Annotated in this window: 10 protein-coding genes and 1 pseudogene; 1 reads left to right on the forward strand and 10 read right to left on the reverse strand. The window is 44.8% G+C overall.

Features of this window, described 5'->3' with window-relative positions; all coding sequences use genetic code 11:
• A pseudogene (locus B4Q04_RS22965) lies at positions 1-123 on the forward strand (IS5 family transposase); the annotation flags it as partial.
• A 66-nt stretch (positions 124-189) separates the two neighbouring features.
• Here B4Q04_RS22965 and B4Q04_RS16545 read toward each other — a convergent pair.
• The 10 genes from B4Q04_RS16545 to B4Q04_RS16590 form a co-directional block, all read right to left on the reverse strand.
• The gene (locus B4Q04_RS16545; RefSeq protein ID WP_201723409.1) at positions 190-3,105 is read right to left on the reverse strand and encodes a glycoside hydrolase family 2 protein; all 2,916 of its coding nucleotides are present in this window, start codon (positions 3,103-3,105) and stop codon (positions 190-192) included.
• Positions 3,106-3,140: 35 nt separating this feature from the next.
• Positions 3,141-5,402 (reverse strand): c-type cytochrome, encoded by a 2,262-nt coding sequence (locus B4Q04_RS16550; protein ID WP_088697472.1) that lies wholly within the window; start codon positions 5,400-5,402, stop codon positions 3,141-3,143.
• 42 nt (positions 5,403-5,444) lie between these two features.
• On the reverse strand, positions 5,445-6,692 hold the full coding sequence (locus tag B4Q04_RS16555; RefSeq protein ID WP_088697568.1) for a glycoside hydrolase family 117 protein: 1,248 nt from the start codon (positions 6,690-6,692) through the stop codon (positions 5,445-5,447).
• 49 nt (positions 6,693-6,741) lie between these two features.
• Positions 6,742-8,229, reverse strand: a complete 1,488-nt coding sequence (locus B4Q04_RS16560) for a sulfatase family protein (protein ID WP_088697473.1) — start codon at positions 8,227-8,229, stop codon at positions 6,742-6,744.
• A 220-nt stretch (positions 8,230-8,449) separates the two neighbouring features.
• Positions 8,450-10,123: a T9SS type A sorting domain-containing protein gene (locus B4Q04_RS16565; protein WP_088697474.1), complete on the reverse strand. Its 1,674-nt coding sequence runs from the start codon at positions 10,121-10,123 to the stop codon at positions 8,450-8,452.
• Positions 10,124-10,303: 180 nt separating this feature from the next.
• The gene (locus tag B4Q04_RS16570; RefSeq protein WP_088697475.1) at positions 10,304-12,784 is read right to left on the reverse strand and encodes a hypothetical protein; all 2,481 of its coding nucleotides are present in this window, start codon (positions 12,782-12,784) and stop codon (positions 10,304-10,306) included.
• 46 nt (positions 12,785-12,830) lie between these two features.
• Positions 12,831-14,363, reverse strand: a complete 1,533-nt coding sequence (locus B4Q04_RS16575) for an alpha-L-fucosidase (RefSeq protein ID WP_088697476.1) — start codon at positions 14,361-14,363, stop codon at positions 12,831-12,833.
• Positions 14,360-16,018, reverse strand: a complete 1,659-nt coding sequence (locus B4Q04_RS16580; protein ID WP_013994951.1) for a DUF4038 domain-containing protein — start codon at positions 16,016-16,018, stop codon at positions 14,360-14,362. Before B4Q04_RS16580 ends, B4Q04_RS16575 begins: the two co-directional genes overlap by 4 nt.
• An 8-nt stretch (positions 16,019-16,026) precedes the next feature.
• The gene (locus B4Q04_RS16585; protein ID WP_088697477.1) at positions 16,027-18,681 is read right to left on the reverse strand and encodes a WD40/YVTN/BNR-like repeat-containing protein; all 2,655 of its coding nucleotides are present in this window, start codon (positions 18,679-18,681) and stop codon (positions 16,027-16,029) included.
• Positions 18,682-19,506, reverse strand: a complete 825-nt coding sequence (locus B4Q04_RS16590) for a polysaccharide deacetylase family protein (RefSeq protein WP_013994953.1) — start codon at positions 19,504-19,506, stop codon at positions 18,682-18,684. It lies immediately after the preceding gene.

A 19,506-nucleotide genomic window follows, 5' to 3' on the forward strand; every position in this document is an offset into this window, starting at 1 on the left:
ATCGACAGTTTCAGGTCACTGCTCAACAGGTTCGATACCTCCGTTGAGAGTTGGAAAGGGTTCAACTACCTATCATTCATCGTAATCGCCCTGAAAAAAATCAAACTAAAAAAGTTTAAATGAGTTCGATGTAAAAAAAATCCCCTCGGCATAACCGAAGGGATTTTTAGAAGGTTCAAAGGTGATTTTTTAATGCCACTCGCTCAAAATAAAACTATTGAGCCAAACCGCTTTTTCGTCGGAGCCTTTAAAAACAAGGATCACCTTGTTTTTTCCATCCGATTCAAAATAGATTTCAGTAGGTTGAAACGGTGTGGTCTGCATATTTTCTCCTTCAGTAACCGTAATGTTCGGTAGGGTAGAGGTACCGTTCGCATCGCTAAGCGTAATACCGATTTCTCTGGCATAGGGAATCTTATAGATTTTATAAGTGGCCATTTTTTCTTGATTGGGGTCCATACTATCGGTATTGGTCCTTGGGGCATGATGCACCGTATTCAATTTGTACCTTCCTTTTCTTAGACCTGAAAATTCTAGGCTGAGTCCTTCTTTAGATATGCCCAAGACACCTTCGCCATGTGCAAAACCGTACTTTCCGATAACATTTATTTCGCCTAACCAACGGGTCGAACTGGCATGGCCCTTACTTTGAACCGTAGCGGAAAAACCTCCGAATTCTTTGAACTCTTTGGTTGATGGGGCGTTGTCTTTCCCGTTCCAGGGCGTCCAATCGAACTGTACCAATTGTTCTTCGCCGCCCAAATCCACTCGAAGTGTTTCAAAGTCGTAAATAGGTTTTGCATTAGTCGCGATGACATCAAAATTTGCTTTTTGGGTAGTTACCCTTGCACTAGCTGATTTTAGGCCTTTTGCCTTGGCCGTTATGCTTATGTTTCCAGGAGTGTTACCGGCCCGTATCAATACAGGTGCCACACCGTACTCCGTAGGCATGGGGTTGGAACCTATGCCTTCTTTGTCGCCAATAATCTCCGCATCGCCCTTAACCGAAAATGCGATATTCATCTCGGCATCTTGTAAAAGGGTTCCGTTCTTATCGACCACTTTGGCGTAGGCTACAAGGATATCGGAACCATCGGCAACAAATTTTCGTCCTTCGGTATCGGGCTCGAGTACGATTTTATAAGCGGATTCGGGGGTCTGGGTAGTTTCCGAAACCACTACTTTTCCTTCGATCAGACCATTTGCGGTGAGTTTTCCTTTTTCGTATTCGGGAATGGAAAAAACGAACGGGGCATGTTTGAGGTATTTGTACTTATCGGCTTTGGAAGGATGCTGTGTGGCTATGGTCTTACCGTTCACTTTTAATTCTACTTTTTCAGAATTGCTGAAGACTACGACTTCCTTGGTGCCTTCTTTCCAATCGGTGGCGATATGTAGATAGGGGTAGTCGGTAAGTTCGGCGGGGTACCAGGCCAAGTTTTCCTCGGGTCTTGGATAACGAAAAGCGGTCATAAAGCCACCGCGACTTCTGTTTTTTGGGGTTTTGGTAGGATGAAAGGTGTAATAGGCGTGGGCCGTCCACGAAATGAGTCCCAGTTTCATAGGGTCGTTCATATATGCATTGACGGCTTCGGGGCCACGACGGCCTTCCATGGCCAGAACGGGTTCATCACCACTCCAATAATAGGGGCCATAAACCATTTGTCCATAAATATCGGTCAGGCCGGAAGTTTGCCAACCCGTCCACCGGCTACTTTGCGAAGCGGTATATCTGAACGGATCCTCCTGTTTGATGACGTTATGGGCCCTAGGCACATAGCCCCTATGGTTGATACCCGCTCCCCAAATAAATACAGAGGTATGGTTTCTATGGTTCCTGACCATGGTTCTAGCCGCTTTTTCATAATTGTCGAACCATGCTTCGTTACCGATTGACATCCATGTCGGGGCTTCTTCATATACCAACATACCGAGTTCGTCGCAGGCCTCGAGCAAAGAGTTGTCATGTGGGTAATGGGCGGTACGAATTACGTTCATGCCTAATTTCTTCAATTGAAGAATATCTTTATAATGTAAAGAATTGGGCATGGCATCACCTATAAAGCCATAGTGTTGGTGCAAATTGGTGCCAATGAGTTTTATGGGCTTTCCATTAAGGACGACACCGTCGTGGTTGTTCATTTCAATTTTACGAAAGCCTGTTTTAACTTCGGCTTGATCTACGGCCTGATCATCGTCAAAAACCAAAGTATGTACACGGTACAAATTAGGTTCGTCGGTAGACCATAGTTTTAAATTGTCTTCTATACTTCCGATAAGATTAAACTGAACGTCCGTTCCGCTAGGGATTGTTTTGGTCTGCTTCAACTTTAATACAACCAGTCCGTTGTCATCTATAATCCTGTTTACTACCGTGGTCTTTTTAGACTGGCCACTTTCATTACGGACCGTTGTTTTGATATTGATCGTAGCATTTAGGTTTACCGGATCTACGGTCGGGGTGGTAATATACTGGCCGGCATTTTCGGCTTCCCAGTTAAAGGTAATGTGCAAGGGATTAGTCTCGACCAAATATACATCGCGGTATAGGCCGGCAAACTTGATATAGTCCATAGGCCCTGGATCAGGTGGAACGTCTTCGCGTCTACGGTTATCGGCCAGAACCGTAACTAGGTTTTTTTTCCCTCGATTTACAAAATCGGTAATATCAAAGTGGAAAGGGGTGTAGCCTCCAACGGCATGCTGACCGATGTGTTTGCCATTGACCCAAACATCGGTTACTTGGTGAACGCCTTCAAACTCAAGAAAAACTTTGGTGTTCGCATTTTCCGAAACCTGAACCTCTTTTCGGTACCATCCTACTTTTCGCATAAAGGTTTTTTGGTACTTATCATCTTGGGCGCCGTTCAGGTCCATCGTAGTCAGTTCCAATCCGTGGGGAACGTTGACCGTCTCCCATTTCGAATCATCCGTATCCAATGTATAGAAATCGGCGTCGGGATCGCCCAAATGGAACTTCCAACCTTGGTTAATATTAAGTTTACTACGGTCCGTTTTTATAAAACCTTCTGGCAAGTTTGCATTTTGGCTCCAAGCCGCTACGGATAAAAATAGCGCACAGAGCATTATTTTAAATGTTTTCATACTATAACGATCTAAGTGTTTTGAATTAAAAGATCTTACTTCTCTTTTTCCAGTTCTTCGATCGTCCAATAGTCTTCACGATCTTTTTGACTGTTCCGAACGTTTCTAACCTGCCATGCGCCAATACCCTTCGAATCGTTTAAGTGCATTCTGATATAGGTCAATACACTGGCAATGTAGTCATCGTCTTGTTGTTTCATGCCGACCATAACCCCTGAGTACTCCTTGCCGTCAATAGGACCTGTTAGTCCGTTTAGAAGAATTTTTACAGGGATATCCCATTTTTTTGCGGTTACCCTAGGGGAGCCGATCAATGAAGGGGCCATACCTTCAATTCCTTCGCCGTTTTTGCCATGACAAGAGGCACATAGGTTTTTGAAATGGGTATATCCGTTAACAATTCTATTTCGGGTATTGCTACTCTCTAGAACGTATTGCCTTTTGATCTGTTCGATTTCCCGGGGAATCTCTTTTAGGCTTTCCTTGCCGATAACCGCTATAACCTCATTACTTGGGTGGTTGGCCATAATTTCGGAAATGGTTTCTTTGCCCGCCTTGTCCTTGGCCGACCTTAGGGAGAGTACCACTTGCTGTAGCACCTCGGGTTCGTTGTCATTTTTCAGGGCTTTTACAGCCTCAAGAACGCTTGAATCTCCAGCAGCCAACAAGGGCTCTCCTACGCGTAAGGCCGCCATGCGTACGCGGGCGTCCTTATCTTGTAGCGCGGTCAATACAAGGGCTTTGTCAATGGCATCGAGGCCCTCTAATGTCCAGATGGCGTGGAGCCTGCCCAAGGCATAGTCGGCATTCCCGAACATAGAACCGATAAAGGGTTCGCCTCCGGTAACTATATCCTTTAAATCGGAAACGATAGCCTTGTCTTGTTTGAGTACCAATAGCTTTTGGGCGGTTAGCCGGTACCAGCCGTTCGGATGGTGTAAATAGTCTAATAGTGCATCACTGGATTTGTGTAATAGGTCTTCTTGTTTTGAAGGGGCGATTTGGTCGTGGACCACTCTGTAGATCCGTCCTTTTCCTATGTTCTTGTCAAAGCCTTTTCGTTCTACCACGGGACGTAGAAAGCTACCTTTTCTGACCCAGTTGCCTTCTTGTATGATACCTCGGTACATATCTACCACATACAGGCAGCCATCAGGGCCGGTCTGGGTATCCACAGGTCTAAAGTTGGTGTCGGTAGATGCCAGGAATTCGGTTTCACCATAAGGGTTTGACAATACTTTTTTACCGTTTACGATATTGACTTTGGCCCTGCGGATCAAGCGTCCGACAGGTTCAGGAATGAAGAGGTCGCCGTACATGGGGAGTTTGTCGCCCAAGAAAATCGACTGTCCGCAGCTAGCCGTAAAATGGTTCAATGTACCATCTTCGCGCAAGCGGCCAAAACCACCCTGAACGTCAGGTGTTCCGATAATGGGCCATACTTTTTCAAAACCTTCTTCCCATTTTCCTTCCATTTCCAAATTGCCGTAATAGGGGTGTTGTTGATAGCCCAAGGCGGGAGTCTCGCCTCCTGCGCTGGAATAATAGATTTGGCCGATTTCATCCTGTGTCATACCCCATTGTCCGGAGGGGGCATCCATGAGGGTGTCGATTTCCATTTCACCTTTGGCAAAACGGTATCGTAGGGAACCGTTGGATAGATAAAGATAGTTGTCTAAGCCCCATATCATGGTGGCGGACTGATGTTCTAAGTTGGCGTTGTCGCGTTTGTCATTTTTAAGGATGAGTTTTTTTTCATCGGCCACGTTATCGCCATCGGTATCACGGTAGGTGTATAGGCTACGATTGTAGGTTTCCCCGATAATGACACGGTCATCGAGCGGAAGCAGTATTCGAGGCAGGATCAAGCTATCTACGAATACGGTAGTTTTGTCCATTTTTCCATCGCCATCGAGGTCTTCTAAAACCGAGACCCGGCTCCATGGCTCGTTTTCATCGGTACCGTCTATATCTTGCATATAGGTCAACATTTCGGCCACATAGAGTTTGCCATCGGGGCCCCAAGCAATAGTAACCGGTTCGTTGATCATGGGTTCACTGGCTACGAGTTCCATATGGTAGCCTTCGGGAAGGTACATGTTCTTCATGCTTTCTTCGGGAGACATAAAAGTCGAAGGGGGATCTTTTACCAATTCGGGTTTGGTGTAAATAAGGTCTGTATAGACCGGCTTTTCTTTTTTACAGTTGCTAAGCGTCATCATGATGGCGGGTAGCAGTAAAAATAGATTACCTCTTTTTAGGAGACTTCTTTTAAGGTGGTAGATGGTTTGATACATATTTGTTGTTTATGAGTGTATTTAATTTTTATAAAGGTTAGATTATTTATGTTGTTTTTCGATGCGTTCGCGTTGTTTTTTTGAAAGTCCCATTTGGTAGTAGAATTCGGGCTTGAAATAAGTACCCAAGCGCTTCATTTGTGGGTCGTCTACATCTAGGCTTAGATCGCAGTCAAAGCGGGCCAATACGGCATGGTTTTGGTCCCAGGTCGTGGCATTGGTAAAATGCGATATGCCCCAAGAAATGCCCCGTCCGTATTTGGTGTTGGTGAAGGCGTCGGCTACGTATGGCCCGGCGGCATTGGGCATAAACTCGACTATGGAGGCAATGTTAAAATTGACCCCGTCTTCGGCGTATTGCACGGTATTGTGTTCGGTGCCGTCACGTATGACCAAGGCGGCCATACCTTCTTTGAAGGGAAACAAAGTAGTCTCATGGCCCGAGTTGATTACCGGGTTCAAGGGACTCTTTTTAAAAGGCCCCAAGGGATTATCGGCTATGGCTAAACCTTGCATACGCACCAAATTGGGGTCGCCGTCAAAATCGGACTTGTAGTACAGGTAAATTTTGTCTTTATAGACAATGGGGTAAGGATCGTGAATGGAATATTGGTCCCATTCCCCTTTTTTCCCGTTGGGAATGACCACCTCGGTATGGGGCGTCCAGGGGCCGTCAGGGGAATCGGCATAGGAAACGGCAACGGGACAATCATCGCCCCTTGTTCCACTGGCTTCCATAAAGCCTTGATAATACAGGTAGAATTTTCCTTTCCATTTTAAAATGTCGGTAGTGGTAACCGAGCGCCAGCCTACGTTCGGTTTGGGAGGTCTGGGTACGGCCACGCCCTGTTCTTCCCAAGTAAAACCATCCTTACTGGTAGCATACCAAATTTCAGCCAAGTCCCAATCTGCCGAGGGAATGGTATCATTGCTGTTTTTTGCGCCTTGCGGAGGGGTCGGGGTGTTGCGATAGGTATACCACACGTAATATTTGCCGTTTTCGTAGATGACTTTTGAGGGGTCTCTTCGCGAAATGGTACCATCATGGCCGTTGTAATCAAAGCCCTTTAATTCGGTATACTTGAATTGCGTATAGAGTTCGTTGTTTTCGGGCCTCGGGGCCATATAGTTGTCGTAGTTGCGTTGCATGGCCGCACTCAATGGCCGATTGGGTTTTTCTTTGGGAAGGATGAACGGAAACCCTTCGGGCTGCTTGTTTTTTTCTTGGCCCGATAAAAGGGTAGGGAGCCATAGCAAAATGGCTAGCAATTTAAAAATGCTTTTTTTCATGATCATTCTTTTTTCTTGGTATATGGTTTTGGTATGTGTTTACATGTTTTTAAAAAAGCGTGCTTGTATCGTTGTTTCTCAATTCAAGGTATTTCTTGTGCATTCGGGCTACACGCTTGGCCTGTTCGGGGCGGTCTATAAGGTTCATTTCTTTTTTCTCCTGAACATTATCCTTTAAATGGTATAACTCTATGGGCTTTAGGTCCTTGAAGTTTTTTTTGTTTTTGCCACGCAGGATCAATTTGTAGTGGCCATCACGTATGGCGTAAAAGGGACCGTTAGCGGCTTGCGACATGTGCATGAGGTATTTATGGACGGGCTGATCGGAATTTTGTGTAAAAATCGGCATGAGGTTGGCGGAGTCCAAGACCTTATCGTCTAAAGGTAGGTTGACAATTTCTGAGAGTGTAGCGACCATGTCGTGGCCCACAATGGCAACATCGGATACTGAGTTTTTATCGATTTTTCCGGGCCATACGGCTACAAAGGGAACGCGATGCCCACCTTCGTAGATCGAAGCTTTTTTACCCGCTAGGCCATTGCTCGAATCGTGACCTGCTTGGGTCAAGGCCCTGTCGTGATTGAGACCGCCATTATCGGAAGTAAATACAAAAAGGGTGTTTTTGTATGTGCCGGTTTTTTTTAGGGCCTTTATCATCATGCCGACCTGAGCATCGAGTTCGGCGATCATATCACCGTGATTGCCCAAAGTGCTCCCTTTGATTTTTACGCCGTCTAAGGTTTCGGCAGGGGTGTGCGGAACGTGTACCGCCTGACTGCAGTAATAGATGAAGAAGGGTTTTTGTTTTTGGTTCTTAATATAGTCTACGGCCTTGTTGGCCAATATGGGTCCGGCTAAGGAAGGATTCCAGTGGGAATCACCGATGCCGTCGCGATTGCGTTTTCTATTATCTTCTTCATATTCGGTCTGTTCAAAAGGAATGTGTACCAATTTGGAATCGGCTTGTAGTTTCATCCATTCCCCATTTTCATAATAGATATAGGGTTTGTTCTGTATGCCTTGGGGCAATTCTATAGAGTAATCGAAACCGAAGCGCTGCGCGCCTCCTTCGGTCTTTGAGTAATCGTCGGGGGCACCGTTCCAAACGCCGCCCAATCCCCATTTTCCGAAGAATGCGGTATTATAGCCCGCCTTTTTAGCGATACGGGATAGGGTCGTGGCATTATCGCCAATGCCGTCGCTGGTCAACGGGGACCATACGCCCCAAGGGCTATTTGTATTTCTGTACGGGTAATTACCGGTCATCATTGAATATCGGGTAGGAGCACATAAAGAAGCGGGGGAGTGGGCATCGGAAAACCGCATGCCTTGCCGAATGAGCTTGTCGATATTGGGGGTTGGAACCAAAGGGTCTTTGCCCGTTCTTTCTTTGTGGTAAAAACCAATATCGCCAAGACCGATATCATCGGCCATTACGATTACAATATTAGGGAGGTCTTGAGCTTTCAGGGAACTGCTAAGTCCCGCAAGGAAAACTAGAAAACATATTTTTTGTATTAATGTAAATCGATTCATAGTGTTCTATTTTTTGAAACAGTGTTTTGGTCCTTAGTATTTTTTGTATTATCCCTTCTTAGTAGGTTTTAAATAGTCCTTTTTCAAAACCTTCAAAAAAATGTGTAATAGCCCCAAGATATTTTACCTTGTATCTTGGGGCATTTGTTTTACACACCTTTGTTCGTCGAGGCATCTTCTACAATATCATTGTAATTCGATGTCGTCAACCAAGTTGGGATTAGATTTTATTAGAGCGGTCTATAATCAATTTTTGCGATTTTTTAGTTCCATCCTTTGTTTTGACTATCAACACGTATATACCGGGGTCAAACTCGCTTAAGTCAATGGTCTTATTCGGTATTTTGTTAGATTTTAGAACCTTTAGGACCTGTCCTGATACGGTCAGGATTACGACGGAGTAATCGGTAAGTTCTGTGGTAAGGGTTATGGTGCTTTTTGCCGGGTTTGGATAAAACAGTGTTTCTTCTTTATCGACCTCGTTTTTAGAAGCCTTGTTTTCTTCTTCGATAACAATCGGCTTTTGCAACCGAATAGGGTCTTTGTCAAAACTGACATCTAGAATATCAACATTGGTCTTTACGATATTCTGGCCTGCTTTGATCAGCACATCTCCCGTTCCTTCATCATTTCCGCCAAAGGATATTTTTTTAGTGTTTGCATCGCCGCCCATGAAATTGTTCAACTTGATTGCACCACCCTTTTTGGTTCCGATCTGTATATTTTCTCCCTCATTGATTGTGATGTACTTTGCGATTTTTGTAGAAGAATTGAAGGTGTTTCCGGCAATATAGATGTTTCTAGGTCCATATGCGTGTACATCTCGTTTACAATCTTTGTTAATGTGCCCTGTTTTCGCACATTTTGTATTTGCCCTCCTTTCATTACTTCCGTATACATTGTATGTCCATGTTTTGTACGTATCGGAGGGCCGTGACTGGGTTACCCTTTTATGTCCCTCGGTACCATTTATGTGGATGTAGGTATATGGTCGAGATACCGTATTGGACATGGAGAAGGTATTGTTGTAAATTTCGATGTTTTGGGTAAACTGTTCCATATGGATAGGTTGGCAGCCTCCTCCTGCATCATCCGTCATACCCGCAAATGTATTCCTTCGTATAATCACATCTTTTGATTGTACCATTGCGATATGAAATTGTTTACTTTTTTCAAACGTACAATTTTCAATGATCGAGCCGTTTAGGCTTGTGCTTTCGGTATACCTTCTTCCCGTACCACCGCCACTGTCTTCCCTATCGTTTCCATTATCCGATGAAATGGCGGTTTTATAGCCTTCCTTAAAGATACAGCCATCGATCAGTACCTTATCAACACTTAAAACGACTTCTCCTCCTCGTTTGTTCGTGTTGCGATTAAAAATTTGAACCGGCATAAATTCTATGTTCGAAAAAATACAGTTCTTTAAAACCAAGCCATCGGTAGCGTAAGCGGTAATGGCGGTAATGGCATTCCAGAGGGAATTGGTGAATTCTACATTTTTAAATTGATGTCCCTTGCTCTTATTGAAGCGAAATATAGTATTGCCCCAAGATTTTTGGTTTTTTCCTCCATCTAGGGTTAGGTCGGATATTCTATAATTATTGCCCTTGGCATCGATTAAAGCTCCTTTTTTAGAGGTCAGTTGAAGAATCGTTTTATTTTTGCCGCTTCCCTCTAAGATTAATCCATCATTTACAAAAGTCATGGTTTTTGAAAATTTATACACTCCTTCGGGAAAGATTATTTTTTTTGTTACACCATCATTTCCCCATGCAATAATCTGGTCTATATCGTTGACATCGGCAGTTTCGGTCTGGGCCCAGCTATGATATATATTTCCTAGGCATAATATTACTACCGTAGCAAACCTAATTCGTTTTAAATTATACATAATCTAATTTGTTTTTGAGTTTTGTTAATTACTGTTAGCGATCAAGCGTTGTTCCTTGATCATAAATTGTTGAGATTTTTACAGATTCATTTATTTTGGGTTTATAGGTTCATAGATTTGTTTAAGTGATTCTATCGTAAGTTTTGGGGACTATACTATTATTTGAAATGTTTGTAGCGCTTAACCTTTGTCCGCTGCAAGCTTAGAGAAAGCAATAATCAACTTTCCTTCCTTTGTTTTTCCAAGCAGTTTTCCTGCAAAATTCATATCCGTAATTCCATTTCCAGAGCCGTCAAATTCCACGATGAGATCCTTCCTTTTTTTCTTGGATTTAATAACTTTTGAGCCCTTTCCAAAATCGACTTCCTCTGAAGCGCCGAATCGTAAAGAGGCAAGGTCGATATCGTTTTGGGCGTCAAAATCCGCTTCTGAATGTATCAAGACCCTTATCTTCTTTGTTGATGGGCCTATCTTGTGTTTGTTCAAGAGCTGAATGCGCTTGTGTACGGTAAGGGGAACAATGATGTTTTTTGAACTGTGTTTATCCCTGGCCAAATCATCTGCTTTTGGGACATCTATTACGGCAAGGGAAAGATGGGTGGCCCTGCCGTATTCATCTTGCAATATATGCGGGCGCTCTAACTTGTACCAATGGGTTCGCGTACCGTCTTCGTAGGAAGTATTGTCTGGTGTGTAAGCCGTACCGGGATTGAACTTCCAATGGATGCCATCAGGTGAACGTAGGTAAATGGCGCGATAGTCCCAGAATGCGTTAATCATCATATGATACTGTACTTCATCCTTCCAAAGAACCGGGTCTTCGTAATTGGAGTTTCTATATTTTTTGGGAATAATGGGGTTGTATCGGACCTGGTCGGTCAGCACGGTATAGGGCCCGAGTGGGTCGTCTGTGGCACTGCGCATCATTTCCCCGGCCTTGGTTACAAATAGAAAGCGGCCATCTTCTAACTGAACTCCAGAAAGGTTACGATAATACCGGTATGAAAGTTTTTCGTCTTCATTGGTACTTTTCCAATCGACGGTCATGGTTCCCAAACGCTTCCATGGGCCGTTCATGCTCTTGGAGGTGAATAGGGTCGCTTCCCAATCTATCAAGGAATACAGCATATATGTGCCGTCGTTCAATAGAATTATATCGGGATTATGGCCTAGTCCATTATGAAAACCATAGGCCGTATCTTCTTTAACCTTGTACGGTCCGGTCGGTGTTTCGGAGACTACATGGGCCACCGTTGAATTGGGCCATTCCCAATGGCCTTTGGTTGCGTTTGCGGGCCATCGGGTGACCAGCATATGGTATTTGTTATCTTGGTCCTTTACCGGTCTGCCGCCCCAATAGCTCCATTCGGGATCTTCTATGCCATTATCAGGGTCACGGGGCACAACGCCTTCCGCTCCCCATAGATCGGTCCGCAATTGCTTATGGATGGGCATGGGTAGGATAAGGTCGCTAAACGAAGTGCCGGATATCGCTTTTACTTTGGCCCTTACCAGTTGTGAAGCCTCACTCTTATTCCCCGAATGATCATGGGTAAAGACCACATACGAGTTATAGTCCCCTTTTTTCGGGGTGAAATCAACATATTCGGTGCTTGTAAGGTCATGGGCGATCTGGCGAAGATGATTTCCGTTGGCCCCTCCTCTATAAACCGAATAATGGGCCACATCAACATCGACACTTTTGTTCCACTCCAGTTTAATTTCAGTTTCAAGGGCCTCAATTTTTAGTATTGTAGGAGGGGCAGGAGCCTCATGGTCTATTTTTTTAAGAAGCACCTTGTTGGATCCTGACGATTCTGAGGTGTCGAGACGGGTTACGACATAGCTATATGCCATACCGTTGATAAGGTTTGTATCGGTAAAGCTAAGATCAGCGGTCGTAGTCAGTTTTTTGTACGTTTCGCTTTTTCCTTTGCTTCTGTAAACCGAAAACTTGCTGTCTGAATGCGCTTTTTTGTCCGTCCAATCCAAACGGATACCGTTGGCCACTATTTTTCCCGAGAGGGTAGGACCTTCTTTTTCGGGAGCTCTTACGCTAAGGTTGACATAATCTAGAAAAACTTTAACGTCTTCACTGGAATAAAATACTACCCGAACACGGGGAGGTCCCGCCATTACGTCTTTTTGGGTTACGGTATAAGTCCCTGAAAAATGTTCTATGGTTTTGTCCGAACCTATGAGTTTTACTTTTTCGGCCAAGATGCGCTCTTGTTCACCAAAGAAGAGGTGTAAGGAAAGGGAACCCTTGCTGATGTATTCCAGATCGGCCCCAAGGCTCCAGTTCAATTCATCGCCCACTTTTAGGTCTTGATAAGCAGGGGTGGTGCTCAAGGGCTTGGAATCGATATAGGCATAATCAAAAGAGCTAAAATAGCGACCGGCGAACAGGCCCATAGAGTGTCCTTCTTTTTGAGGTTCCATAGAGGGGGTCCAGAATGGGGATTGCAATCCGAGGCGCCAAGAACCGGCCTGTATTAAATTAAAATCACCATCGTTTACATTGGGGTAGGGAGCGTTGTCCCCAAGGAGAACACTTTGTGCCGATAAGCTCAAATGGCAAAAAAGAAGCAAGGCAATTGACAGAAAAGTGAATGCAAGGTTGCTATTTTCTTTTTGTCGGCGGTGATTTAGAGGTGTCATTTTTTATAGTACTATATTAGTGTTCTATTATTTTAAGCGGGAAAATTTAATGGCGCTCGATTTTTAGTACATAAGCGAAGTCGCATGGTTTTTCTTTGGGAAATTGAACAAGGAGACCTTCCGCTTTCTGCTCCCATTTGATGCTTTCACGACTTCCCAACATTGAAATGCTTTTGATATCGTTGGGATAGAGCTTCCCTTTACTGCCTAAGGTTCTAATGGTAATTTCTTCCCCTGGCCATTCCATACAGATGGCATACAGGTTTTTGCCTTTCTGGGTAAACCGAATATCTTCTGAAGTGTATTTCGGAATCAATTCCCCGTGGTTTTTCCCTTGCCCGTGATGGCCTGGGTTAGTTACTTCCGTAGGGCCTTCACCAAAAAATATCCACGGCATGGTGTTGTAAATCGCTTCCCCGTTGATCTTTAGCCAATCGCCCATGGCATATAGTTCCTTTTTTGTTTCCTCAGGAAAACTTCCATCGGCCTTAGGGGGGACATTTAAAAGCATTCTGCCATTCTTGCTGGTCATATCGATTAACATGTCGACCAATGTACCGGCATCCTTTACCTTGTTCACAGGGTTGTAAAACCATGTGTTACGCCATTCAAAGTGGCGTTGCATATTGATGTCGGCCATCCATGGATCATATTGCATTCCCAATAGGTTTCCGTCTTCGATATCGCGAATCCCTATTCCCGGAGGGATATCATGGGTCTTATAAAAAACTTCTACTCCTTTTCCTAGTTCTTGCCCCTTGTTGAAATAATCACTGAGCAATTTTTGTTGATAGCTTTCCGGTACACTGATCAGTTCATTATCCCCCTCAGGCAACAGGCGGCCACGGTCTGTGTACTTTTTTAATTCGCCCTTTACGGTTCCGCCAAAGCCGGTGTCGAACCAGATCATATCCGGTTCGTATTTATCGATGGCTTCTGAAATACGGTCAAACCAAGCTTTAAATATAACTTCCGCTATTCGACCTTGATTAGCTGTAGCGTATTTTGAATTATCTTCATGGGGATTGAGGTAAGTAGGGTCGTCTTTGGATAATCGGCCCCACATACGGCTCCAAAAATCACCCGTATGGAAAGAGGATATTATAGGCATATTGCGTTTGCGAAGTTCTTTTGCCAGGCTTCCGTATAGGTCTACTTTAGGTCCTTTGTTTACCGAATTCCAATCCGTTATATCGCTATCCCAATTTACGATCCCGCTACCGTGCCATGCTACGGGCCCGCCGAACTGGGCGCCTGCATCTTGCATCAAATCGACCCATTTTTTAGCATCGAACTTTTCGCCTTTCCAAGCATCGATAGCTTCAAGAACCGTCATTTCGGGATTTTTGGAAGCTACTTGTACCGTCTGTGGTCCCCAGTGAAAATAGATTCCGAATTTCATTCCATAAAGCCAATCGGGCGTAGTATGCTTTTGCAAAGACGACCAATCCGCTTGATAGGGCGCGGCCGATTTTTCGTTTTTCTTAGGCGGGTTTTGGGCAAAGCCGATTACCGATGTCACGAAAAAAACAAGGCAGGGGCATAATTTAAAAGGGAAAGAAGGGGCTAAGATTTTCATTTAGTTTTCGGTTTTAGGTTGCGAATGATAAGAATGGCATCGGCCTCGTACCGCCATGGGCGGTAATCCCAAAAACCAAGCTCCTTCATATTGTACTTTTCTTCGGGAGTCAATTCGCCCGTAAGGGTATTGAACCACTGTTGGGTGGCGTTTTCGTAGTCGAACTCCTTTGAAACCTGAACCTTGGCCGAGGTGTAATGGTTTTCCTTTGGGGTATATATTAAAATGATGCCATCCTTTTCATTGGTCAAATTGTATCCGCTACCATTGTATCTGGCATTGGGTTCAAAATTCTCGAAAGGTGCGGAATCAAATAGTTTTCGCATGTGGGTGAAATATTCAAAATGGGGTTTTTTAAAATCTTCAGGTTGTTCAAAAGGGTTGTGGATCAAGGCATTCCATGAAGCGCCTTGCCAATAATAGGTGGTGTATCCGCCTGCGAACAGACACATATAGTTTCTTCGCAAACACACTTCGGCATTTACGTAAGCTCCCGGAAAGACCACATAAGGCGATTCTTCATATCCCCCGTGTTCGATATTAAAAATAGGTTTGTTGGGGAAGTCGTTTCGGGCATTCAACATATTCTGGTATAGGGTATGTTGCCAGTTTTGCATCGATATAAAATCGACTTCATCGGCATGGTTTCTACAGAAGCCATAATCATGGACGGATACCAACCTATCATAAGAATCTAGGTTTCTAGTCCGTTCAATACGTTCTGAAATATAGGCGGCAGTGGCCCTGGTTTTGTGCAGGGCTTCCTTAGAAACGTCCCAGATGATATTCGGAAAAGCTTGGTAGCGTTTTATGATATAGTCATAATACCTATTGTCGGCCTCAGATTCCATTTCCGGCCATGATACGAGTTTGTTCCAGACGTAGATCATAAGGTGACTAACGATTTCTTGATCGTGCATTTCTGAGATGACCTTGTCAAAATGCTTGAAAAAGTCAAGGTTGAGCGAACTGTAGTCCGGATTGGAATTGGACCCCAAAAACGGGAAAATATCTTCGCGTCCCCCATATTCGTGTTCGGGATGCTCGGCCAGACGTTTGTCTTTTGGCCAAGAAACGTCGTATGAATAGACGTTCATCACGACCTGATTGAAGCGGTATTCGTTTAAAAGCGATAAGAGGTGCTTGGTCTTGGCCATATCTTCTTTTCCGTAATCGAGAGCAAAGAGCCAATCGCATTCAAAAGCCAGATTAAAGTAATGTGAACCGTCTTCATAGAACAAATGCCGTGGGTTGTCTTTGTTCAATACAATGCCTCCATGGCGGTCGCTTTTTTGGTTTTTAACGACGGTAATCTTTCCCTTTTTTCCGTTCAAACCCTTTAGTTCGGAAGTTATTAGGAAGGATTTATCGCCCATGACGCCACTGGAGTATCGTAGCACCCATGTACCCTTGCCATTGTAAAATAGGGGAATCTGCTGTGTTTGTTTTCCATCTGTCACTTGGGCGGTGGCCACAACCTCAAAAGGGGCCTTTGGTCTTTTGTTTACAGGGAAGACCACGTCGATGACCTCCCATTGTTGGCATTGTATACCGGTGCTTGGTTTTGGGTCGGTATAGGTTTTAGACTGCGATATGCCCGCGATAGGAAGCAGTAATACATAGCAGAAAGCAAAAAGGGTTCTAAATAGCTTCATTTCGGTTCTTATTGGGCCCACCCGCCGGTGTTGCCGTTCAAATAGCTTATAAACCAACCGCTTCCCCATCCGGCACACCAAAGCACATCTTTGTTATAGGGGTCAGGTTTAACGTCGACGATTTTGTCGGGTTGGCCCAGGCCCTTGTTGATTTTTTTCCAGCTTTTACCGCCATTTGTACTGAGGTAGATCCCCGGATTCATGAATTTACCGGACATACTCACTTGTTGTCCCGCAGCGCTGAGAACGATAAGTTTCGGGTCAAGGGGAGAGGTTTCGGCCTGCCAAACAAAGGGGGCCTTGAATATTTGTTGCCAAGTTTCACCCTCGTCCGAACTCCGCCAAACTCCGCCTTCTTCATAAGTGCCGCTACGTTGTCCGGTAGAAATAAGTATATCCTTGGTATTGCGATCTATGAATACATTGTTCACCGAATTTATGATGGATGGAATGGCCATCTTTTCCCAATTACTCCCTTTGTCCCTAGACATATAGAGCCCCCCGTTTTTATCGTTCAGGGCCGCGTATAGGGTTTCCGGTTGATCAGGATGCATAATGATACGCCTAACACTTGCATTTTTATGAAAACCGGTATTGCTCAATTCCCAAGTATGGCCTCCGTCAAAAGAACGATAGAAACCATACCCCCCTTTGGTTAGTTTTTCAGGTTTTCCCCCACCTATTTCAGAAATTTTGCGAGAGGTCGAACAGAAATACATGGTATCGGGGTTGTTCGGGTCGATCAATAGGGAGTTCTGAGGGGCCAGACCTTGCCATGAATTATTGTCGGCTTCAAAAATGGTAGCGATATTCGCCCAAGTTTTTCCGCCATCGGTAGTCTTGCGTAATTTCCCGCGGTGTTCTTGGCGCCAAGACAAAATGAAAATAGTATTGGGGTCTTGCGGATGTACCGCTACGGTCGATATGGAATGGGCACCATGATTACCGCTATGGTCATGTACCTGTCCTTCAATCTGCTGAACGGCTACGGCCTGCTTGTCGGGCCACCCTTCTAGATCTGTGGTTTGCCACAATCCGTGTTCGCCGCTACAGAGCAATCTTCTGTTTTTAATACCCGTTTCTAAAAGCATAAACCTTCCCGGAAGATTACTGCCCCCTCGGCCGATCCATTTGTTACTGCCCGGTGAGGTCTCATAATCGTCTATTTGCTGCCAGGTCATGCCCTTGTCCGTTGATCGTAGGGTTTGTTGGTCTATACCGATATAAAGGTTGCCATTAGGGGCTATTGACATCATTCGGTTACCGGAGGAACCCGCGGTACCGTCCATATAGGTCTGTAGGTGGGCAAACTCGATATTGGTTCCGGTAGGGTTGTTCCTGCTTTTCCAATAGTCCAGATCCTTGTTTCCTTTCCAATACGGACCGTATCTGGCACAGGTAATCCAAGTTTTTCCACCATCTAAGCTTCGCCATACATCGCCTGGGCCGAAGGTGAAATCGTGTTTGCGATTGTAGCTCACATAGATTTCGTCTTTGTTCAAGGGGTTGACCACCAATCGATTGAAAACCGGAAGTGTTTTTGTGGGCAGGGCGGTGAACTTTTTCTTCGATTCCGACTTTGAGGTTCCGAACCAGTATCCCATGGTTTTATGGAAACGGTCAACTTCGGCATTGGAGTGGAGGGCAGTCATATCAAAATAGAGATTACCGGTAATGTCTTTCCAGCTTTTGCCACCATCGGTACTTTTAAATACGCCTCCTTTTGCGCTTACCGTATTTCCTTTGTCTTCATAAACGGTTTGGTCTACCAAGTACAGAACAAATTCATTGGTTTTTGGATCGTAGTAGGAGGTCAGGTCACGGGGAAGGTTGTTGGGGAGTCCCTTACCGCCTTTTTTCCAAGAAAGTCCGCCATCGGTACTACGCAGCACCCCGAAGTTGGTAGCCATAACAATGTGTCGATGGTTCTTTGGGTTTACAATAATCTTTCCCACGTCGGTCTTTTCGTGAAGGCCCTTAGTTATTTTTTTCCATGTTCGGCCTTTATCGGTAGACTTATAGATGCAGCCATAGGCTGCGTATTTGAAGAAAATGCCGTTGGGGTTGGCGGCCGATCTATGGTTGCTCTTTACGTTCCAAAAATCGCCTGCCCCTGCATACCAGATATTGTCGTCGGTAGGGTCTACGGCCAGTTCGCTCAAACGCGTTCCCTCTTGTTCGTAATACCAACCCTTTTCAAATGATTTGGGGTCGTTGGGGTCTATGTTTACGTCTTTATGGCTTCCGCCCAATTCCGTGGTCTTTTTCCAGCTTCGGCCCCGATCAAGGGTTTCAAAGACCCAACCGTTCCAATCGATGGCCATACCGTAGTCGGGGTTTTGCAGGGAGAATTCAATATCTAAGACCCGTTTCATGTCGTGGCCCAACCCATCGTGGTCTTTTAGCGAATGCCAAGATTTTCCGTTGTCCCATGTTCCGTAGCTCACATGCATATCGGGGCCCATAAACATCACGTTGGCGTCGGTGGGGTGGTTCCAGAATTCTTCGCAATAGCCCGACATTCCCGGACCGAAATTCTTCCATTCAATGGAAGGATCCGATGCTATTTTCTCCGTTTTGATCTGTTGAAAAAAGTCTTTGGTCTGGGCTTGAAGTGTCATAGTAAGACATCCCAATACTAGAAATAAAGTCGTTTTTTTCATCTATTTGTTTTTTTCAATGGTTTTCGGTTTATTTTGTGGTGTACGGGTCTTTATGTATTTCGCAACCTCGACTAGGGGAGCGATCCATATTTCATCTTGTTTTTCGCGCAAATAGGCTATCAATTCTTGATGGGCCTCTACCGAAACATTCAGGGGGCTACCACCTCCCACACCATGGAAGAGAAAGACCAAAAGAGTATTGCTTTCTATAGCTTGGTCGACCAATTGTTTCATTTCCTGTCCAGTGTGCCCTTTCATGCCGAAGCAATTGATATCGTCAAGGTCTATTTGCCCTGCTGTCATCATGTTTCGTTTAACTCCCCGGGCCGCAATAAATTCACCTTTAAGGTAGGGGAAGAACAATACGGAGTCTATTTTCATGTGACCGCAGGGATATGCGAAGGTGCGTTCGGTTTTACCGTCAATAGAGTGGAGTAAGGTGTTGGTAATCTTAATTTCATTGACTACCCGGTCTAAGGTAAAGTTGGCCAAGTCCTTTTCGGGTGAAAGCGGTTTTTTTCGACCAGGTTTATTGATGCAAGGATGGGTTAAGCTATGGTTGCCCAGTTCATGGCCGTTTTGGGCCGCTGAACGCCATTCGTCAAGTCTTTTGTTCAGGGTTTCCGATTCGCCGATCAAATAAAACGTAGCTCTAAGTCCATGTTCGTCCAAAGCGGGAATTACGTTGTCAAGGTGCTCGTTTAATGCATCGTCGTAAGTAAGCACTACGGCACATTTTTTAGTGTTCCAGAGCTTGTTTTCCTGCGCGACGAGGCTCTGAAAACCAATAGTGATAAGCAGCGATAAAAGGAGCTTGAAATGCAT

Origin of the sequence: Zobellia sp. OII3 (genome assembly GCF_002211465.1) — a bacterium.
GTDB classification, from domain to species: Bacteria; Bacteroidota; Bacteroidia; order Flavobacteriales; family Flavobacteriaceae; genus Zobellia; species Zobellia galactanivorans.

Excerpts from the sequence above, each read along its gene's own strand:
- B4Q04_RS16545 (WP_201723409.1), bottom strand. The coding sequence starts at position 3,105 with ATGAAAACATTTAAAATAATGCTCTGTGCGCTATTTTTATCCGTAGCG.
- B4Q04_RS16550 (WP_088697472.1), bottom strand. The coding sequence starts at position 5,402 with ATGTATCAAACCATCTACCACCTTAAAAGAAGTCTCCTAAAAAGAGGT.
- B4Q04_RS16555 (WP_088697568.1), bottom strand. The coding sequence starts at position 6,692 with ATGAAAAAAAGCATTTTTAAATTGCTAGCCATTTTGCTATGGCTCCCT.
- B4Q04_RS16560 (WP_088697473.1), bottom strand. The coding sequence starts at position 8,229 with ATGAATCGATTTACATTAATACAAAAAATATGTTTTCTAGTTTTCCTT.
- B4Q04_RS16565 (WP_088697474.1), bottom strand. The coding sequence starts at position 10,123 with ATGTATAATTTAAAACGAATTAGGTTTGCTACGGTAGTAATATTATGC.
- B4Q04_RS16570 (WP_088697475.1), bottom strand. The coding sequence starts at position 12,784 with ATGACACCTCTAAATCACCGCCGACAAAAAGAAAATAGCAACCTTGCA.
- B4Q04_RS16575 (WP_088697476.1), bottom strand. The coding sequence starts at position 14,363 with ATGAAAATCTTAGCCCCTTCTTTCCCTTTTAAATTATGCCCCTGCCTT.
- B4Q04_RS16580 (WP_013994951.1), bottom strand. The coding sequence starts at position 16,018 with ATGAAGCTATTTAGAACCCTTTTTGCTTTCTGCTATGTATTACTGCTT.
- B4Q04_RS16585 (WP_088697477.1), bottom strand. The coding sequence starts at position 18,681 with ATGAAAAAAACGACTTTATTTCTAGTATTGGGATGTCTTACTATGACA.
- B4Q04_RS16590 (WP_013994953.1), bottom strand. The coding sequence starts at position 19,506 with ATGCATTTCAAGCTCCTTTTATCGCTGCTTATCACTATTGGTTTTCAG.